This is a genomic window from Corynebacterium argentoratense, from assembly GCF_021491455.1.
GTDB classification, from domain to species: domain Bacteria; phylum Actinomycetota; class Actinomycetes; order Mycobacteriales; family Mycobacteriaceae; genus Corynebacterium; species Corynebacterium argentoratense_A.
In genome coordinates, this window is the sequence record NZ_JAKETN010000001.1 from 380,303 (window position 1) to 396,624 (window position 16,322).

General features: G+C 58.7%; 13 protein-coding genes. 5 read left to right on the forward strand and 8 right to left on the reverse strand.

The genetic code is table 11. The annotated features are described in order from the left end of the window. Window positions 1–17: 17 nt before the first annotated feature. The 7 genes from L1C91_RS01735 to L1C91_RS01765 form a co-directional block, all read right to left on the reverse strand. Complete coding sequence (locus tag L1C91_RS01735; protein WP_234857708.1) at window positions 18–1,517, reverse strand: alanine/glycine:cation symporter family protein; 1,500 nt, start codon at window positions 1,515–1,517, stop codon at window positions 18–20. Between the two features lie 64 nt (window positions 1,518–1,581). Continuing rightward, complete coding sequence (gene rnc, locus L1C91_RS01740) at window positions 1,582–2,451, reverse strand: ribonuclease III (RefSeq protein WP_234857709.1); 870 nt, start codon at window positions 2,449–2,451, stop codon at window positions 1,582–1,584. After that, window positions 2,452–3,015, reverse strand: coding sequence for a YceD family protein (locus tag L1C91_RS01745; protein ID WP_234857710.1), 564 nt, complete (start codon window positions 3,013–3,015; stop codon window positions 2,452–2,454). A 2-nt stretch (window positions 3,016–3,017) separates the two neighbouring features. After that, window positions 3,018–3,779, reverse strand: a complete 762-nt coding sequence (locus tag L1C91_RS01750; RefSeq protein ID WP_234857711.1) for a DivIVA domain-containing protein — start codon at window positions 3,777–3,779, stop codon at window positions 3,018–3,020. 107 nt (window positions 3,780–3,886) lie between these two features. Next, complete coding sequence (locus tag L1C91_RS01755; RefSeq protein WP_234857712.1) at window positions 3,887–4,390, reverse strand: hypothetical protein; 504 nt, start codon at window positions 4,388–4,390, stop codon at window positions 3,887–3,889. 136 nt (window positions 4,391–4,526) lie between these two features. Then, window positions 4,527–5,870, reverse strand: coding sequence for an NADP-specific glutamate dehydrogenase (gene gdhA, locus L1C91_RS01760; protein ID WP_234857856.1), 1,344 nt, complete (start codon window positions 5,868–5,870; stop codon window positions 4,527–4,529). A 217-nt stretch (window positions 5,871–6,087) separates the two neighbouring features. Then, window positions 6,088–7,233, reverse strand: coding sequence for an esterase/lipase family protein (locus L1C91_RS01765; RefSeq protein ID WP_234857713.1), 1,146 nt, complete (start codon window positions 7,231–7,233; stop codon window positions 6,088–6,090). Between the two features lie 32 nt (window positions 7,234–7,265). Between L1C91_RS01765 and L1C91_RS01770 the strand changes: the two genes are divergently transcribed. Next, window positions 7,266–8,303, forward strand: a complete 1,038-nt coding sequence (locus tag L1C91_RS01770) for a glycerate kinase (protein WP_234857714.1) — start codon at window positions 7,266–7,268, stop codon at window positions 8,301–8,303. On the opposite strand, the gene L1C91_RS01775 is transcribed toward L1C91_RS01770, so the two are convergent. Next, window positions 8,278–8,679 carry a hypothetical protein gene (locus L1C91_RS01775; protein WP_234857715.1) on the reverse strand — a complete coding sequence of 134 codons (402 nt, stop codon included), beginning with the start codon at window positions 8,677–8,679 and terminating at the stop codon, window positions 8,278–8,280. The genes L1C91_RS01770 and L1C91_RS01775 overlap by 26 nt on opposite strands. Window positions 8,680–9,561: 882 nt before the next feature. Between L1C91_RS01775 and L1C91_RS01780 the strand changes: the two genes are divergently transcribed. Genes L1C91_RS01780 through L1C91_RS01795 form a run of 4 tightly spaced genes read left to right on the forward strand, consistent with a single transcriptional unit; the run spans window position 9,562 to window position 16,279 of the window. Continuing rightward, window positions 9,562–10,992, forward strand: a complete 1,431-nt coding sequence (locus L1C91_RS01780) for a DUF4921 family protein (RefSeq protein WP_419178688.1) — start codon at window positions 9,562–9,564, stop codon at window positions 10,990–10,992. Window positions 10,993–11,031: 39 nt separating this feature from the next. Beyond that, window positions 11,032–12,330, forward strand: a complete 1,299-nt coding sequence (locus L1C91_RS01785) for an amidohydrolase (protein WP_234857716.1) — start codon at window positions 11,032–11,034, stop codon at window positions 12,328–12,330. 30 nt (window positions 12,331–12,360) lie between these two features. After that, window positions 12,361–13,875, forward strand: coding sequence for a sodium/proline symporter PutP (gene putP / locus L1C91_RS01790; protein ID WP_234857717.1), 1,515 nt, complete (start codon window positions 12,361–12,363; stop codon window positions 13,873–13,875). A 19-nt stretch (window positions 13,876–13,894) separates the two neighbouring features. Then, window positions 13,895–16,279 carry a glycogen/starch/alpha-glucan phosphorylase gene (locus L1C91_RS01795; protein WP_234857718.1) on the forward strand — a complete coding sequence of 795 codons (2,385 nt, stop codon included), beginning with the start codon at window positions 13,895–13,897 and terminating at the stop codon, window positions 16,277–16,279. Window positions 16,280–16,322: the final 43 nt, after the last annotated feature.

A 16,322-nucleotide genomic window follows, 5' to 3' on the forward strand; every position in this document is an offset into this window, starting at 1 on the left:
TTTAACCGCTTTGCCCCTTAGCCGCTAAGTGCGGCTTGGTCGTGCTCATCTCGGTGCGTCAGCGGATCGGAGCCGTCCCAGCATTCCATACCCTCGTAGCCTCGGATGCCGGGGATGTCGTCGCGGTGGAACACCGGGTTGAGGCCAGCTGCGCGCTGTTTGTCGAAGTTCGCCAGCAACGCCACGGCCACACCGCACAAGGGGACGATAGCGATCAAGTTGATAACCACCATGAGGCCGGAGAACACGTCGGCAAGGGCCCAGACCAGCGGGATGGAGCCGAGTGCGCCACCGAGCACGCACAAAGAAACCAATACGCGGAAGGCCGTGAGAACGCCCTTGGAGCCGGACAGGTATTCGATGTTGGCTTCGCCGTAGTAGTAGTTACCGATGACAGAACTGAAGGCGAGGAAGAAGATGACGATGGTCAAAAAGTGCACGCCCCATGCGCCGACGCTATCGGACAGTGCAGTTTGGGTGAGGTTGATGCCACCGGTTTCTGCTGAAAGGTCGGGGTTAGCCAGCAAGATGATGAAGGCGGTGATTGAACACACCACGATGGTGTCGAAGTACACGCCGAGGGTCTGAATGAGGCCCTGCTTGACGGGGTGGGATACCGATGCAGTTGCGGCGGCGTTGGGCACCGAACCCATACCGGCCTCGTTAGAGAACAGGCCACGCTTGATGCCGGTCATGATGACGGTACCTAGTGCGGCGCCGCCGAATTGGCGAACACCGAAAGCGTTTTCAACGATGCGGGCAACCATGTTGGGGACCTCGCCGATGTTGATAACCACGACGATGAAACCAACCACAATGTATGCAACTGCCATCAGCGGGACAATCACCTGGGTGACCGACGCGATTCGGTGAACGCCACCGAAAATCACGACACCGGTGATGACCGCCAGTGCGATGCCAACGATCCACTTCACACGGTTGGGGTCAAAGCTGGGGAACGAGGTCACAATCGAGTCAGCAATCGAATTGGACTGCACTGCGTTGAAGACGAAACCGTAGGTGACGGTGATGAGCACGCAGAACACGACGGACAACCATGCCCAGTTCGCACCGAGGCCTTTTCGGATGTAGTAGGCCGGGCCGCCACGATAGTTGTCGGCATCGCGCACCTTGTATGCCTGGGCGAGGGTGGACTCGACGAACGAGGAAGCTCCACCGATGATCGCCAACATCCACATCCAGAACACCGCACCGGGTCCACCGGTGGTCACCGCAATGGCGACGCCAGCGACGTTGCCTGTACCAACGCGTGACGCCGCGGAAATGGTAAAGGCCTTAAAAGAAGAAATACCGTCGCGGCCGCTTTGCGACTTCGACGGTTTTTCGGTAATTGCACCAAACATTGCAGGCAAGTAACGCACCTGCACGACGATGGTGCGGAAGCAGAAGTACAGACCAGCGAGAATCAGGAGCCAGGTGACCCCTTGCCAAAGGTAGCCGGACAATGCATCGACGACTGATTGCACCTGGTCCAGCACGGTGGATTTTTCGTTCATGAGTACTTAGCGTAACCCAGGCACGCGGACGCGTGCGCACTGGGTACGGCTAAGTGGATGGTCGTTAATCCTGCTGCGTGGGCTGCCCCTGTGCGCCCTCGCCATTTTGCTGGCGGAAGCTTTCAAGGGTTGCGACGGGTGTGGCCGCCGTACGCGCATCGAGGAAAGCCTGCATCGGATCTGGTGCATCAATGTAACGTGCAGCAAGCAGCGCCGCGGTGTGCTCGGCCGCAGTACGCTCTGCAGTTTTCTTGTTCGGGCCGGTACCGGTAGCCACGATGTCACCATCAACAGTGCATGTCGCGGTAAAGGTCGGATCGTGGTCTGGCCCTACTCGCGTCAATTCGTAGCGCGCAGGGCCCACACCGAGTTCGCTGGCGAGCTCTTGGAGGGTGGTCTTCCAGTCAGCATATTGGCCGCCGACGGTGGCTTTAGCGATGTTGTCTTCAAATAGACGCAGAACCATCGCGCGTGCGACTTCGAACCCGTAGGTCTGGTAGACGGCCCCGATGATTGCTTCCATGGTGTCTGCAAGGATGGAGTCTTTGTCCCTGCCACCGGTCTGGAGCTCTCCCTGCCCCAGGAGAACATACTGTCCTAGGTCGATTGTTCGCGCTACAGCTGCCAGCCCGTATCGGCTGACGACGTTGGCGCGCATCTTTGAAATATCGCTTTCGGGGCGATTCGGATGAACGCTGTAGAGCTTCGCCGCAACAGAAAGCCCTAGCACGGCGTCGCCTAGGAACTCTAAGCGTTCATTGTTGGGCAAGCCGCCGTTTTCGTTCGCGAAAGATCGGTGGGTCAGTGCCAGACGAAGAACTTCGGGTTCCAACTCGACGCCAAACGCCGACACAATGGCAGCCTGATCAACTTCGGCAAAAGCCTTGTCCCATGCTGCGGGCCCTTTGGCTTCTTTTCCGCTACGGCGGCTCATCTATGATTCCCCTTTAAACTTCTCCAGTGCGGCCCAACGCGGGTCTAGCCCCACGGTCTCCCCGGACACGCCGTCAGGCGCTGGGACCTCCTCATCGGAACATTCCGCGTCGAAATCCTCACACACTGGGTTAAACGGCAGCGCCAGTCCCGCGACGTCAATAAGCGCTTGCGTGAGGTCAATTTCATCCCCCTCGATGACGGTAACCACCTCTGCGTCTTCGTCATCATCGCCAGTGTTGTCTTCAATGAAATCGTTGCTGAGGGCAAAAACTTCTTCGATGCGGAACAGCTCGCGGGCGTCAATAGGCGCAAGGCAGCGGCTGCACTGCCCATGCACATCGGATTCGACCGATGCATCGACCAAGATGCCACCACCCAAGGGTGTGAGCGTGGCATCGATGTCTAGTTCACTACCTTGCTCGATAGCGATCATCGGCAAGCCGATGCGCTGCGCTGCGGGACCGTGTACGTGGCGAACATCGCTCGTGGCTGAGGCCTGTGCGAGCTTAGCGATGTTGAAGACGAGTGGGTTGGTGTTATCCGAATTCTGTCGGGGGCTCATGGCTAGCTATCGTAGCCGGAGTCATGCCCATCTGCGTCGTAGCCGCGGTGACTACGACGCTCAGCGGACTGACCACGGGAGACTCCCGCGCCGCGACGCAATGCGCTACGGTCAGCGCTGATCTGGCGGATTACCGCAGACATGGATGCTTCGAACTCTGCGAGCTTGGAATCGACAAACTCATCACACTTGCCGCGCAGCTGGTTGGACTCGGCGTGGGCTGCGTCGACGATGCGGTGTGCCTCCTCGTTTGCTCGGCGCACGACCTCGGCCTCGCTGACAAGGCGGTGTTGCTCGGCCAGGGCCTCATTAATGCTGCGTTCGTAGTGATCGTTACCGCTGGCGATCAGGCGCTCGGCTTCAGCCTCTGCACGGGACTTCACAGCCTCGGCTTCGCGGCGCGCGTCATCGATGATGCGCTGTGCTTCATCTTGGGCGTTGGACACCATCGAGGTGGCACGAGCGTGCGCATCTTCAATGGTCAGCTCGGCATTGTTTTTTGCCTCTGCCAATGTCTGTTCGGCTTCAGCTTCTGCGTCGTCGACCAGTGTGCGTGCGCGCTCAGATGCTTCGCCAATGATCTCGTCCTGGTGGTCGAGGACGTCTTGGGCGTCATCGAGCTCTGCGGGCAGTGCGTTGCGGAGATCGTCGAGCAGCAACTGCATCTCGTTGCGGGGAACCATGCAGTTGGCGGTCATTGGAACGCCGTAAGCCTGGTCGACGATCTGGACCATTTCGTTTAGGGATTCAAAAACGCGGTACATGCTTTAAAACAATACGTAGATCCTTAAGCTGGCACTTGTCGGCGCGCCGCTGAGCGCACTGGCGTCCTAGCTCTGGAGTGCGTCGTCCATGGTTTTGCGGCTGTGGATCACCGCGATGACGCCTTTTCGAGGAACATTCTGTAGTCGTGTCCTAGCTGCTCGACGTACATGACTCCGCCTACGGGTAGACATTGGGGGCTGACGATTTGGATCCGATTAGAGTCTTCCGCAGATTCAATGATATTAACGCGGGCTTTAAGACCTCCAAGGGAGCTGACGTAGTTGGCGGATTCAATGGCGGTCAACAGGCCTGCAGTTGCGAGCTGCTCTTCGACGGTGTGGATGATCAGGAAGTCGACGTAGCCGTCGTCGAAGTGTTCTAGGTTAATCGCGGCGGCGTCATCCAGGTTGCCGATTGGCTGGATGACGTGGCCATTACCGTCGTGGCTGAGCGGCCCCACCTTCACCTGCGGGGGAATGTAGTCGCCTCCGGCATCGAGCCCCATGATGCCTAGGATCTCGACGACCTCTTCTGCGGTTCCGTTGAGAATTCTGGCGGGGCAGGCTTCTGGATTGATGACGCCGTGTTCGTCGGCGATGACAACCGTCACTAGCTAGAGACGTACGCTTCCGGCTTTCGCGGGGAATAATCCCCCGATCTCAGCCGAATAAACCAGGCTGAACGCAAATAAGCCGCTACCCTACTGTTCGTTGGGTAGCGGCTTATTGTGTTTTTAAGGGCGTTGGTTAGATGACACCCTGTGCAAGCATTGCGTCGGCAACCTTCTTGAAGCCGGCAATGTTAGCACCGATGACGTAGTCGCCCTCGTGGCCGTATTCCTTGGCGGTTTCTGCACAGGTCTTGAAGATGTTGGCCATGATGTCGTGCAGGCGCTGGTCGGTGTATTCGAAGGACCAGGAGTCGCGGGATGCGTTCTGCTGCATCTCGAGTGCGGAGGTAGCAACACCGCCGGCATTGGCAGCCTTGCCGGGGCCGAAGTGGATGCCGCGCTCGCGGTAGACCTCGATAGCATCTGCGGTTGAGGGCATGTTGGCGCCCTCGGCGACGAAGCGGCAGCCGTTGTCTGCGAGCTTCTTGGCGTGCTCGCCATCGAGCTCGTTCTGGGTGGCGCACGGCAGCGCGATGTCGCACTCGAGGTCCCAGATGGAGCCCTCAGAGTGGAACTCGGCACCTTCGACCTCGTCGACGTATGCGGTGACGCGCTCGCGGCGAACTTCCTTGATCTCCTTGAGCTTCGCTACGTCAACACCGCCGGGGCAGGATACCCAGCCGCTGGAGTCGGAGAAACCGATAACGGTTGCGCCGAGTTCCTGGGCCTTTTCGATAGCGTAGATGGCGACGTTACCGGAGCCGGAAACGATGACCTTGGAGCCGGAGAAGGATGCACCGTGGGCTGCGAGCATTTCCTTGGTGAAGTAGACCAGACCGTAGCCGGTTGCTTCGGTACGCACTAGGGAGCCACCCCAGGTCAGGCCCTTGCCGGTGAGGACGCCGGATTCGTGCTGGTTCGCGAGGCGACGGTACTGACCGAAGAGGTAGCCGATTTCGCGGCCACCAACGCCGATGTCGCCGGCCGGGACGTCCCTGTATTCGCCGATATGGCGGTACAGTTCGGTCATGAAGGACTGGCAGAAGCGCATGATTTCCGCGTCAGACTTGCCTTTGGGGTCGAAGTCGGAGCCACCCTTGCCGCCGCCGATGGGCAGGCCGGTGAGGGAGTTTTTGAAGATCTGCTCGAAGCCGAGGAACTTGATGATGCCCAGGTTAACGGAGGGGTGGAAACGCAAGCCGCCCTTGTAGGGGCCGATTGCGGAGTTGAACTGGACGCGGAAACCGCGGTTGACCTGAACGACGCCTTCATCGTCTACCCACGGGACGCGGAACATGAGCTGGCGCTCGGGTTCGCAGAGGCGTTGGATGAGTCCGTAGTCGGCGTAGTGGAGGTCTTTTTCGAGGACGATCTTGAGGGAGTCGAGCACCTCGGCGACGGCCTGGTGGAATTCGGGCTCGCCGGCGTTGCGCTTGAGCAGCATGTCGTAGTAGCTGGCGACCTGCTCTTCGACGGTCATGTTCGCAGTGTCTGCGTTTGTCATGTTCTCGTCCAATCTCCGCCGGGTAGGCGGGTAGGTGGGGGTTGTTCGCTCCCCATTCTGCCGACCTATAGAAATTAACGCAATTCTAAATAGGGTAATTTGTGTCACACTATAGAAAAGCCCCGCTTAACCGCCATAAAAAATACTTAATGACGTCGCGAGGCTCAGCGCAAAGCGTGCACGCATCAAGCAGTTACAGCAGCTCCCCTTGTCCGGGGCCGTAGGTGACAGCTGCCTGCATGCCGGGCAGGAAGCCAAGCTTGCGGAGGTAGGCGACGTAGGCGATATCCGGAATCCCATAGCCCAGCGGCACTGGCTGACACTGCGGCCGATCGGGGGCAGCGCCGGAATCCGGGTCGACCAGCACGCGGGATACGGTGTCGATCGTCAGCGGGTCGTAGGTGATGTAGAGGTGATCGGTAAAGGTATTCGGGCAGAGGTCCTGCAGGATCAGGTTGCGTGCCCGCTCCCCTTGCACCGCCTTGAGCTCCAGGTCAGCCACGACCTCGTCGAAATTCGAGTTGATGGTCACGTAATCCACGCCAGGCACGGTCTCCCCTCCCTCGTTAAGCATGGTGACAAACTCGCTGCCAGCCACCAGCTCAAGCAGTGAGGGCGACAGCGCGAAGTCACGCACCTGCGGCGGCAGGAAGGGAATCAGGTTGGTCAGGCCCCGCACCGTCGCACCGCGGGTCGGAGTACCAATTCCCACAACCATCGCGGTGTGCTGGCCCTTATCGACCTTGTTGGCCCAATAGCGGGCCAGAGCAGAGCCTTGGGAATAGCCGACCAGGGACACTTTCTGCGCCCCGGAGGTAGCGCGCGCCGCAGCGATCGCGGCATCAAGCTGCTTAACGGATTCAGTCAGTGACGTCCACCCGAAACCGTCCTCGCTGCGCGGGCCGGCACCGTAGTCAATACCAAACACGCACCATCCTTCTTGTGCCAGACGTGCACCCATATTGGAGTAGTCCCCGTAAAAACTAGAGACGGTGCCATGCACCATGATGATTGCCTCGGGATGCTCCGGGGTGACCTTGCATTCGGGATTGTTGGTGCCTTGTGGAATCAGGGGCTGATAGCCGGCGTAATACTCATTCCATTTGGCCTGCGCCAGACTATAAGCGATGGGGCCTTCCACCCCGTTGGTTTCAATTGCCCCTCGTGCCGTGCTGCGCGGAATACCTTTGACGGCACCGCTTGGGGCGGCGGTGGTGGACTCCTCAGCTTGCGCGGCGGGCGCGAGGATGCCTGAGCAAGCAACAAGTACGGCCAGTGCGCCTGTGACGCGCCGGCTGACAGATCGGCGCAGCCGGGGGTGTAGAAGACTGTGGTTCATGCTTTTAATATAGCCAGCCTAGAATTGTGCCCATGCCTTCTGATGCCGCCACCAATCCCACCCCATCAATCCTCTTCGCCGTGGAAGCGATCGCCGGACTGAGTGCAACCCAAGCATCCGCTATCACCAGCGCGGTGATGGAGTCCGCGTTCCCCGCGACGCACTGCACCGTCGCCCCTTATGACTTGAACGCTTTAGGTGCGGCTATGGTTGACGCCGGCGAGGCACAGGTCGTCACGCTGCCGACGGTGACAGCAGATGGTCAGCTGACGGAGGCCTCGTACACCCTCATCGCCGGCGGCACCCAGGCGATCATCGATTGCGCTCCCCTGTGCGCTAGCCAGGGCGGCGATACCTATGGTGTCGGTGTGTTGGTTGCCGATGCAATAAGCCGCGGCGTGCACATCATCGCCCTACTCGTCGACGGTGTTGCCACCTGTGATGCCGGCACCGGGCTTCTCACAGCGCTTGGCGCGCAGTTTCATGACGCCGCGCACACCACTGTCGCGCCGGGCGCACTGGATGAGATTGCCTCTGTGGATACCGCCCAGTTCGATGTCAAGGCCTTGGGTGTCGAATTTGTGCTTGTCACCCGCGATGGCCGCCGAAACAGCCCAGCAAAGCCGTGTTGCACTCAGGTCTGTGATGTCCTCGGAGTTGATCCATCCATCGCAGGACTAGCAGTAGGCGGTGGCATTGGTATCGCCTTGGAGTGGATGCGACCTGGCACTTCCCCCCTACCTGCCGCACGTTTTATCGCCTCAATGCTGGGGCATGATCGCCCCGGCTCTGGCTCTGGCTCAGGCACCGACTCTGAGGATGACGTCGCGGATGTCATTGTCGCAATCACTGATGCGGTCACCGCTACAACGGTTAATGACGTCGCGACGGTTGCCGGCGCTTTCTCATCCACCGGCCGGCCGGTGGCATTCATCGGCACCGAGGTTGAATTACCTGAGGCCATCCCCCATGCCGTTATCCCCTGTGGTGACTACGCGGATGCATCGGAGGCAGCGTCTGCGTTGCAGGATGCATTGGTGCAGCTTATGCCCCGCCTGGGTGCACGTTAACCATCCATGGGTAGGTGTCCGGTACTTCATAAAGGTCGTGGCATTCTAGGGCGTAGGCCTCAGCGGGAAGTTCCGCCTGTGGGGTTAGCAGACGCGCAAAAGTCATTGCGGTTTCGTTCAAGCTCTTAGCATTCTCCCCTACTTTGATCGTGAATCGGTGGGCCGGTGCGTCCGTAGTGTCACCACCGTGCTGTTCCTCGTAAACAGCTCGTAGCTGTTGGTCAGCCTCGTCCTCGAGCTTGACTGCAGAACACTCGACTTCCAACCGCTTGGCATACCCCTGCTCAACGAGGGAATCCGCGAGGGCGCTGAAACGCTGGTGTAGTGCAGGTTGGGCGTCGGCTGGGACGAGGGCATCAAAAACAATGATTGGCATGCGACCCAGGGTAGCCTACACAGCCAACGAATGCTCGGTCGGAAAAAATTATGTAACCTTCACAAAAAGGTTTCCAATACTTAAGTCAGCTGCTCACTCCCCTACTACCAGCCTTTTCGGGAGAACCTATGAGTCAGTCACCGCCTACCTCTCCTTCTGGATTGTTCTAATTTTTCTCCCTTTAATCGCCCCAACTACAAGCCTGGCAGCCCATACAAAAACGAACCAAGGAAGGCGACTAAAAATTGTTCACAGCCGCAGATATTCCAATTTTAATGCTGTTTTTCTCCGCAGCTGGCGCCGTCAGTCTCTTCCCATGGTTCATCGGCTGTGCCTTAGTTGTTGCACGCAACGCCCATAAGTCTCGCATGCTACGGCACACACGGGGCCTTGTGTTCGCATCCTCAGCAGCTTCGGCTACGACATTCCTACTATCGTGGTATCTGTTCCTACCGGGCGTAGCCTTCAACAACCGATTGTGGTGACACCGTGATCTTCAGCGATTTCATCTTAGGTTCCATTTTTACGCTGGATTTCGTAGCTGCAGTCTTGGTTTGATTGTTTCTGTACGGCATCGTGCGCTTACTTGGGGAACGGTTCTTTCAGTTCCTTGCCGCACCGGTACATGTATGGAAATCTGCGCTGGCTACATTCGCTGCTGTTTCGATCGTCTTGTGGCTTTATAACCAACTTTTCCGCTTGTTCATTCAGACTATAGGTTACGCAGGTGCTGTCGGCGATCGGTCATCTCATGATTGGCCGATCAAACGTCGATCAATTCAATTTTTGCTGTACTGCCTGTTCGTTGGGACCGCCTTAAGCATTCCAGTTGACATCGCACTGCAGTGGTTTTTCTTCTAGAGCAGCGTAAAATTGGGTTCTATGCCGCACAGCTTCAACAGCACACCATCGCCCCAGCCGGGTCCGCTCACCGCCCAACCCGAACCCATCAAGGTGATGGCTGACGGCACCATCAAGCAAGTCAACCCCTTTTCCGGCACAGAAGTCTGGACCGTACCCGGTCGCGGCAACCGCCCCCTTGGTATAACCCGCCCGAACCCGCAGCCACTGGCTCCCAGCGCCCATACCTCCACATGCGCATTTTGCTCCGACAACTACCTGCAGACGCCACCCGAAAAAGGGCGCGTCACCATTCCCAGTGCCCAAGCCATCCCCAGTGCCGAAGCCACCGCGACGTTATCAAACAAAGCCGAGCAACCACAGCCACGCATCACAACGCACACACCAGCTACAGACCTGTTCGACAGCGTCGCCGACTTCCGGCGGGTCGCCAACCTTTTCGAAATCGTCACCTTTGACTATTGGAAAGCCAACTACGGCTTCATCCCCTCGCCCGAAATCACCGCATGGCGCAACAACTACATCGGCGATCCCCAGGGCCTGGAACACGTGCGCAAAATCGTCGCGTCCAAAATGCGCTTCTCGGGTCTGAGCACCACCGAAATTGAGGCGCTCACAGACGAAGAAATCGCCGAACTTGGATGGCCCTTCTTCGCCGGCGGCCACGACCTCATCATCGGCCGGCGACACTTTGTCGCTGGAGCCACCCACGACAACCAACTCGCCAGCGCCGGGACGTTAAGCGTCAACGAACACCGCACCCTCATCCGCTTCACCACCGAAGCAATCGCCGACCTCTACGGATCCAACCGCTACGTGCCCTACGTTGCAGCCTTCCAAAACTGGCTGAAACCCGCCGGCGCATCCTTCGACCACCTGCACAAACAACTCGTCGCCATCGACGAACGCGGCGTGCAGCAATCGCAAGAAATCGCACAACTGCGGCACAACCCCAACATGTACAACGAATGGGCAGTCGACTACGCCGGCTACCACAACCTCGTCATCGCAGAAAACGATCACGCCGTCTGCTTCGCCGGCTTCGGGCACCGCTACCCCACCCTCGAAATCTTCTCAAAATCCGCCTGTGGCTTCCCATGGGAGCAAAGCGACGAAGAACGCGACGCCATGGCAGACCTGATCCACGCCTGCCACGCCGCCGCCGGCCCCGACATCCCCTGCAACGAAGAATGGCACCACACCCCCATCGACCTCGACATCACAATGCCGTGGCGCGTGATGATCAAATGGCGCGTATCCACCCTCGCCGGATTTGAAGGCGGCACCAAAATCTACCTCAACACCCTGTCGCCTCAAGGGCTACGCGACCGGATGGTCAGCGCCATGTACGAACTCCGCGACCAAGGACACATCGCGCACAACATCCGGATCGCCACCGAATGCCTGCTACCCCGAAACAGCCTCCGCTACAACCCCTTCTTGGGGCTATAACTCTAGGGCTCCAACCCCCGACTAGTAACATGAATCACCATGGATGACTATAGGGCGGAGAAAGACACAAAAAAGACCAACGCGCCGCAGGCAATCGCCACGCTACTGTGCACTCACGGCGTCGACCTCGACTGGCAACGCTCCCTATACGAAACCTTCCACGCCAACCCAGAACTCTCCGGCATGGAAGTCGAAACCGCAGCCCGCATCAAACAACAACTCAGCGCCTTCGACTGCGAAGTCACCGGCAACATCGGGGGGCACGGCATAGTCGCCATCTTCCGCAACGGCCCCGGCCCCGTAGCCCTTATGCGCGCAGACTTCGACGGACTACCCGTCTTAGAAACAACCGGAGCAGCCTTCGCCTCCACAAAAACCCGCATTAATAAAGACGGAGTGGAAGTCCCCGCAATGCACGCGTGCGGACATGACATGCACACGACGTCATTACTAGGCGCCTGCGCCATCCTCGACGCGCACCGAGACGAATGGTCCGGAACCTTCATCGCACTATTCCAACCCGCCGAAGAAGACTCCACCGGCGCCCAAAAAATGGTTGACGACGGCCTCGGGCGCATCATCCCCCGACCCGATGTATGCCTCGGCCAACACATCGTCCCCGGGCCCGCAGGACAAGTAATGAGCATGCCCGGCGCGTCACTGGCGGCCTGCGACACCATCACCGTCAAGATCTTCGGGCATTCCGCCCACGGCTCCATGCCTCACAATTCCATCGACCCGACGTTTATTGCCTCAATGATCGTGGTGCGCCTCCAGGGCATCGTCGCCAGGGAAGTGTCCCCGTTCGATTTCGCGGTCGTCAGCGTTGGCACGTTGAGCTCCGGTAATTCCAACAACACCATTCCCGCGGACGCGACCCTGGTGCTGAACTGCCGCTTCTATTCCGAGAAAGTCCGCGACAAAGTTTATGCGGCTATTGAACGCGTCGTGCGTGCTGAATGCGCAGCCAGCGGATGCACCCAAGAACCCACTTTTGAGTGGTCGTGCCATGGCGAGCTCACCGATAACACTCCCGTGGCGTTTAACCGCGTGCGTCCCGTCTTCGACTCTGTGTTCGGCGAAGATTCCGCCGATGCGCAACCATGGACGGCGTCAGAAGACTTTTCCAACATCCCCCGGCACTTCGACTGCCCCTACCTGTACTGGACCGTGGGTGTCACCCCACGCACCCTATGGAACAAAGCAGTCGCACACGATCGTGTCTCCCAAGACGTTCCCGGCAATCACATGGGTACCTTCCTGCCCGACTATGAGCCAACAATGCGCACCTGCACTCTGGCAGCCACCGGCGCCGTACTTGCCTACCTGCACGCCTAACACACAACACTAACGAGGATCCCTTCGACAATGAGTACCCAAACCTGGTTCATTATTGCCATCGTCATCTACATGGTGGCGATGCTACTCATCGGCCTATGGAGCTACCGGCAGACCGATGAGTACGACGATTACATGCTCGCCGGACGCAAGCTCAACCCCTTTGTTGCGGCTTTGTCTGCCGGAGCCTCAGACATGTCTGGCTGGCTGCTCATGGGGCTTCCGGGGGCGTTGTTTGTCGCAGGTTTTTCAGAGCTGTGGATCGTCATCGGGCTGCTGATTGGTTGTTGGGCCAACTGGAAATGGATCGCCCCCCGCCTGCGCTCCTACACAGAGATCGCTAACAACTCCATCACCTTGCCGAGCTTCGTCGAAAACCGACTGCACGACAAAAGCCGCGTGCTGCGCATCGTCAGCTCGTTGGTTATCTTGGTGTTCTTCACCTTCTACGTATCCTCCGGCATGGTCTCCGGCGGCAAGTACTTCGAATCGACCTTCGGCGGTTCCTACACCGACGGCATGCTCATCGTCGCTGCAGTCACCGTCGCCTACACCTTCATCGGCGGCTTCCTCGCTGTCTCTACCGCTGACGCCGTGCAAGGCATGATCATGTTCTTCGCACTGTTGATCGTGCCCGTCATGGCACTGCTGACGCTCAAAGACCCCTCGAGCATCTTCACCTGGGCCAGCCACCATGATTACGGCCCCTACACCGACGGCGTCGGAAACCCCACGTACTTCTCCATGGTCAGTGGTGTTGGTCTGGCCGCCATCATCGGCAACCTCGCATGGGGCCTGGGCTATTTCGGCCAGCCGCACATCATCGTCCGCTTCATGGCTCTGCGCTCTGCTAAAGAAGCACGCACCGGTCGCCGCGTCGGTATCGCGTGGATGCTGCTGTGCATCATCGGCGCCACCGCCGTCGCTCTCATCGGCACCGCCTTCTTCGGCCAAGACCCCAGCATTGCTGTCACCGACCGCGATGCCTTCGAAACAATCTTCCTCGATATGGGACGCATCCTGTTCCACCCGCTGATCGCCGGTCTCATCCTCACCGCTGTACTCGCGGCCATCATGTCGACGATGTCCTCCCAGCTACTGGTGACCTCCTCCGCACTGATCGAAGACCTGTTCAAGATCTTCAAAAAAGACCTCAGCAACCAGATGCTGATCAATCTCTCGCGCATGGCTGTGCTAGCAGTTGCGGTGGTTGCCGCTGCACTGGCGTTCAACCCCAACGACTCCATCCTTGGGCTCGTTGGCTTCGCATGGGCTGGTTTCGGATCCGCATTCGGCCCAGTGGTCATCGCCTCCCTCTACTGGTCGCGTCTGAACGCGCCGGGTGCGATCGCCGGAATGATCACCGGCGCGATCGTCAGCTTCGCATGGGGCATGACACCCGCCCTGCACGCTGCACTGTACGAAATTGTTCCGGGTGTTGTTTCCGCAACGATCGTCATGGTGGTTGTTTCTTTGCTCACTAAGGCTCCCACCGAGGATGTAGTGGAGGAATTTGAGCAGGCCACCGCAGCAGCAACCGCCTAAAGGTCTAGGATTAACACACATGAGTAAACACTTCGATGCCGCAACCGTCGGCAGCTTTGTTCGCGCCGCATCCGGGACAGCCCCCACGGATGCCACCGACCGGAAATTCTGGTTCGGTCTCTCCGCCAACGTGATGGAGGAGCTAGCGGACAAGTGGCAAGCCACAACCGATGCCTACAACGCCACCCGCCAGCAGCACTACCTTTCCGCCGAGTTCTTGATGGGCCGCGCTCTGCTGAACAACCTCACCAACCTTGGTCTGGTGGAGGATGCTGAACAAGCAGCCCGCGAACACGGCCACGAGCTTGTTGATGTTCTCGAAGCAGAAAATGACGCCGCGTTGGGTAACGGTGGCCTGGGACGCCTCGCTGCATGCTTCCTGGATTCCTGTGCCACACAGGATCTGCCTGTAACCGGCTATGGCATCCTTTACCGCTACGGGCTGTTCAAGCAAAACATTGAGGGCGGTTACCAAACCGAAGAGCCCGACGCCTGGATGGAAGACGGCTACCCCTTCGTTATTCGCCGTGAAGAACAGCAGCGCATCGTCACGTTCGATGACATGATTGTGCGCGCTGTCCCTTACGATATGCCGATCAGCGGCTACGGCACCGACAATGTCGGCACTCTGCGCCTGTGGAAAGCAGAGCCCCTGGAAGAGTTCGACTACGACGCGTTCAACTCGCAGCGCTTCACCGATGCCATCGTCGAACGCGAACGTGTCATGGACCTGTGTCGCGTTCTCTACCCGAACGACACCACCTATGCGGGCAAGGCCCTGCGCGTCCGCCAGCAGTACTTCTTTAGCTCCGCTTCGCTCCAAGCGATGATCACCAACTACATTGAGCATCACGGCGAAGACTTGAGCGATTTCGCGAAGTACAACAGCATCCAGCTCAACGACACACACCCCGTGATCGCTATCCCTGAGCTGATGCGGTTGCTCATGGACGATCACGGGCTAGGCTGGGACAAAGCGTGGAAGATCGTCACCGAGACTTTCGCATACACCAACCACACCGTCCTGCCCGAAGCACTCGAGCAGTGGGAAGTATCCATCTTCCAGCAACTGTTCTATCGCGTGTGGGAGATCGTCGCTGAAATCGACCGTCGCTTCCGCCTGGACATGGCAGAGCGCGGACTCGATGAAGGAACGATCCACTACCTCTCCCCCGTTCATGACGGTCACGTCTACATGGGTTGGTTGGCCTGCTACGCCGCCTACTCCATCAACGGTGTTGCTGCCATCCACACCGAAATCATCAAGGCAGAAACATTGAAGCAGTGGCATGAGCTGTGGCCCGAGAAATTCAACAACAAGACAAACGGTGTGACGCCCCGCCGCTGGCTGAAGATGTGCAACCCTCGGCTATCCGATCTGTTGACCCGGCTTGCCGGTGGCGACCAGTGGGTGAAGAACCTCGACGAGCTGAAAAAACTCCGCTCCTTTGCTGACGATGACGCCGTCATGCAGGAACTGCTGGAGATTAAAGACGCTAACAAGCAAGACTTCGCCGAGTGGATTGCCCAGCGTCAAGGAATTGACGTCGACCCGCATTCCATCTTCGACGTGCAGATTAAGCGTTTGCACGAATACAAGCGCCAGCTGATGAACGCCCTGTACATCCTCGACCTCTACTTCCGCATCACTGACGGCGAAGTAGCGATCGACGACGTTCCCGCCCGTACCTTCATCTTCGGGGCGAAGGCTGCACCCGGCTACGTGCGCGCCAAGGCGATCATCAAGCTCATCAACGAGATCGCCGAACTGGTCAACAACGACCCCGTCGTCTCCACCAAGTTGCGTGTTGTTTTCGTTGAAAACTACAACGTCTCGCCCGCTGAGCACATCATCCCGGCAGCTGACGTCTCCGAGCAGATTTCCACCGCTGGTAAAGAAGCCTCCGGCACCTCCAACATGAAGTTCATGATGAACGGTGCGCTGACGCTGGGCACCCTCGATGGCGCAAACGTCGAAATCGCCGACTCGGTAGGTGAAGACAACGCCTACATCTTCGGCGCCAAGGTTGAGGAACTCCCCGAGCTCAAGGCTCACTACAACCCCTACGCGCTCTACGAGACGGTCCCCGGCCTCAAACGCGTCCTCGACGCACTGGTTGACGGCACCCTGGGCGACGACCACTCCGGTGCCTTCCACGACCTGCGCGGCTCCCTACTCGACGGCAATGGCTGGGAAACACCAGACGTCTACTACGTCCTCGGTGACTTTGCCGCCTACCGTGAAACCCGGGACGCCATGGCGAACGATTACTACGCAGACCGCCTCCACTGGGCGCGGATGTGCTGGATTAACATTTGCGAATCCGGCCGGTTCTCATCAGACCGCACCATCAGCGACTATGCCAATGACGTGTGGAAGATCGAGCCCACCCCCGTGCGTTAAAATCCCCGGACGCTAAATAAGCGCTCCCGACCATGATGGTCGG

Coding starts and splice junctions, on each gene's coding strand:
- L1C91_RS01770 (WP_234857714.1), top strand. CDS start 7,266: ATGCCTTCTGATGCCGCCACCAATCCCACCCCATCAATCCTCTTCGCC.
- L1C91_RS01765 (WP_234857713.1), bottom strand. CDS start 7,233: ATGAACCACAGTCTTCTACACCCCCGGCTGCGCCGATCTGTCAGCCGG.
- L1C91_RS01775 (WP_234857715.1), bottom strand. CDS start 8,679: ATGCCAATCATTGTTTTTGATGCCCTCGTCCCAGCCGACGCCCAACCT.
- L1C91_RS01750 (WP_234857711.1), bottom strand. CDS start 3,779: ATGTACCGCGTTTTTGAATCCCTAAACGAAATGGTCCAGATCGTCGAC.
- putP (WP_234857717.1), top strand. CDS start 12,361: ATGAGTACCCAAACCTGGTTCATTATTGCCATCGTCATCTACATGGTG.
- gdhA (WP_234857856.1), bottom strand. CDS start 5,870: ATGACCGTCGAAGAGCAGGTCGCCAGCTACTACGACATGCTGCTCAAG.
- L1C91_RS01785 (WP_234857716.1), top strand. CDS start 11,032: ATGGATGACTATAGGGCGGAGAAAGACACAAAAAAGACCAACGCGCCG.
- L1C91_RS01795 (WP_234857718.1), top strand. CDS start 13,895: ATGAGTAAACACTTCGATGCCGCAACCGTCGGCAGCTTTGTTCGCGCC.
- L1C91_RS01780 (WP_419178688.1), top strand. CDS start 9,562: ATGCCGCACAGCTTCAACAGCACACCATCGCCCCAGCCGGGTCCGCTC.
- L1C91_RS01735 (WP_234857708.1), bottom strand. CDS start 1,517: ATGAACGAAAAATCCACCGTGCTGGACCAGGTGCAATCAGTCGTCGAT.
- L1C91_RS01745 (WP_234857710.1), bottom strand. CDS start 3,015: ATGAGCCCCCGACAGAATTCGGATAACACCAACCCACTCGTCTTCAAC.
- rnc (WP_234857709.1), bottom strand. CDS start 2,451: ATGAGCCGCCGTAGCGGAAAAGAAGCCAAAGGGCCCGCAGCATGGGAC.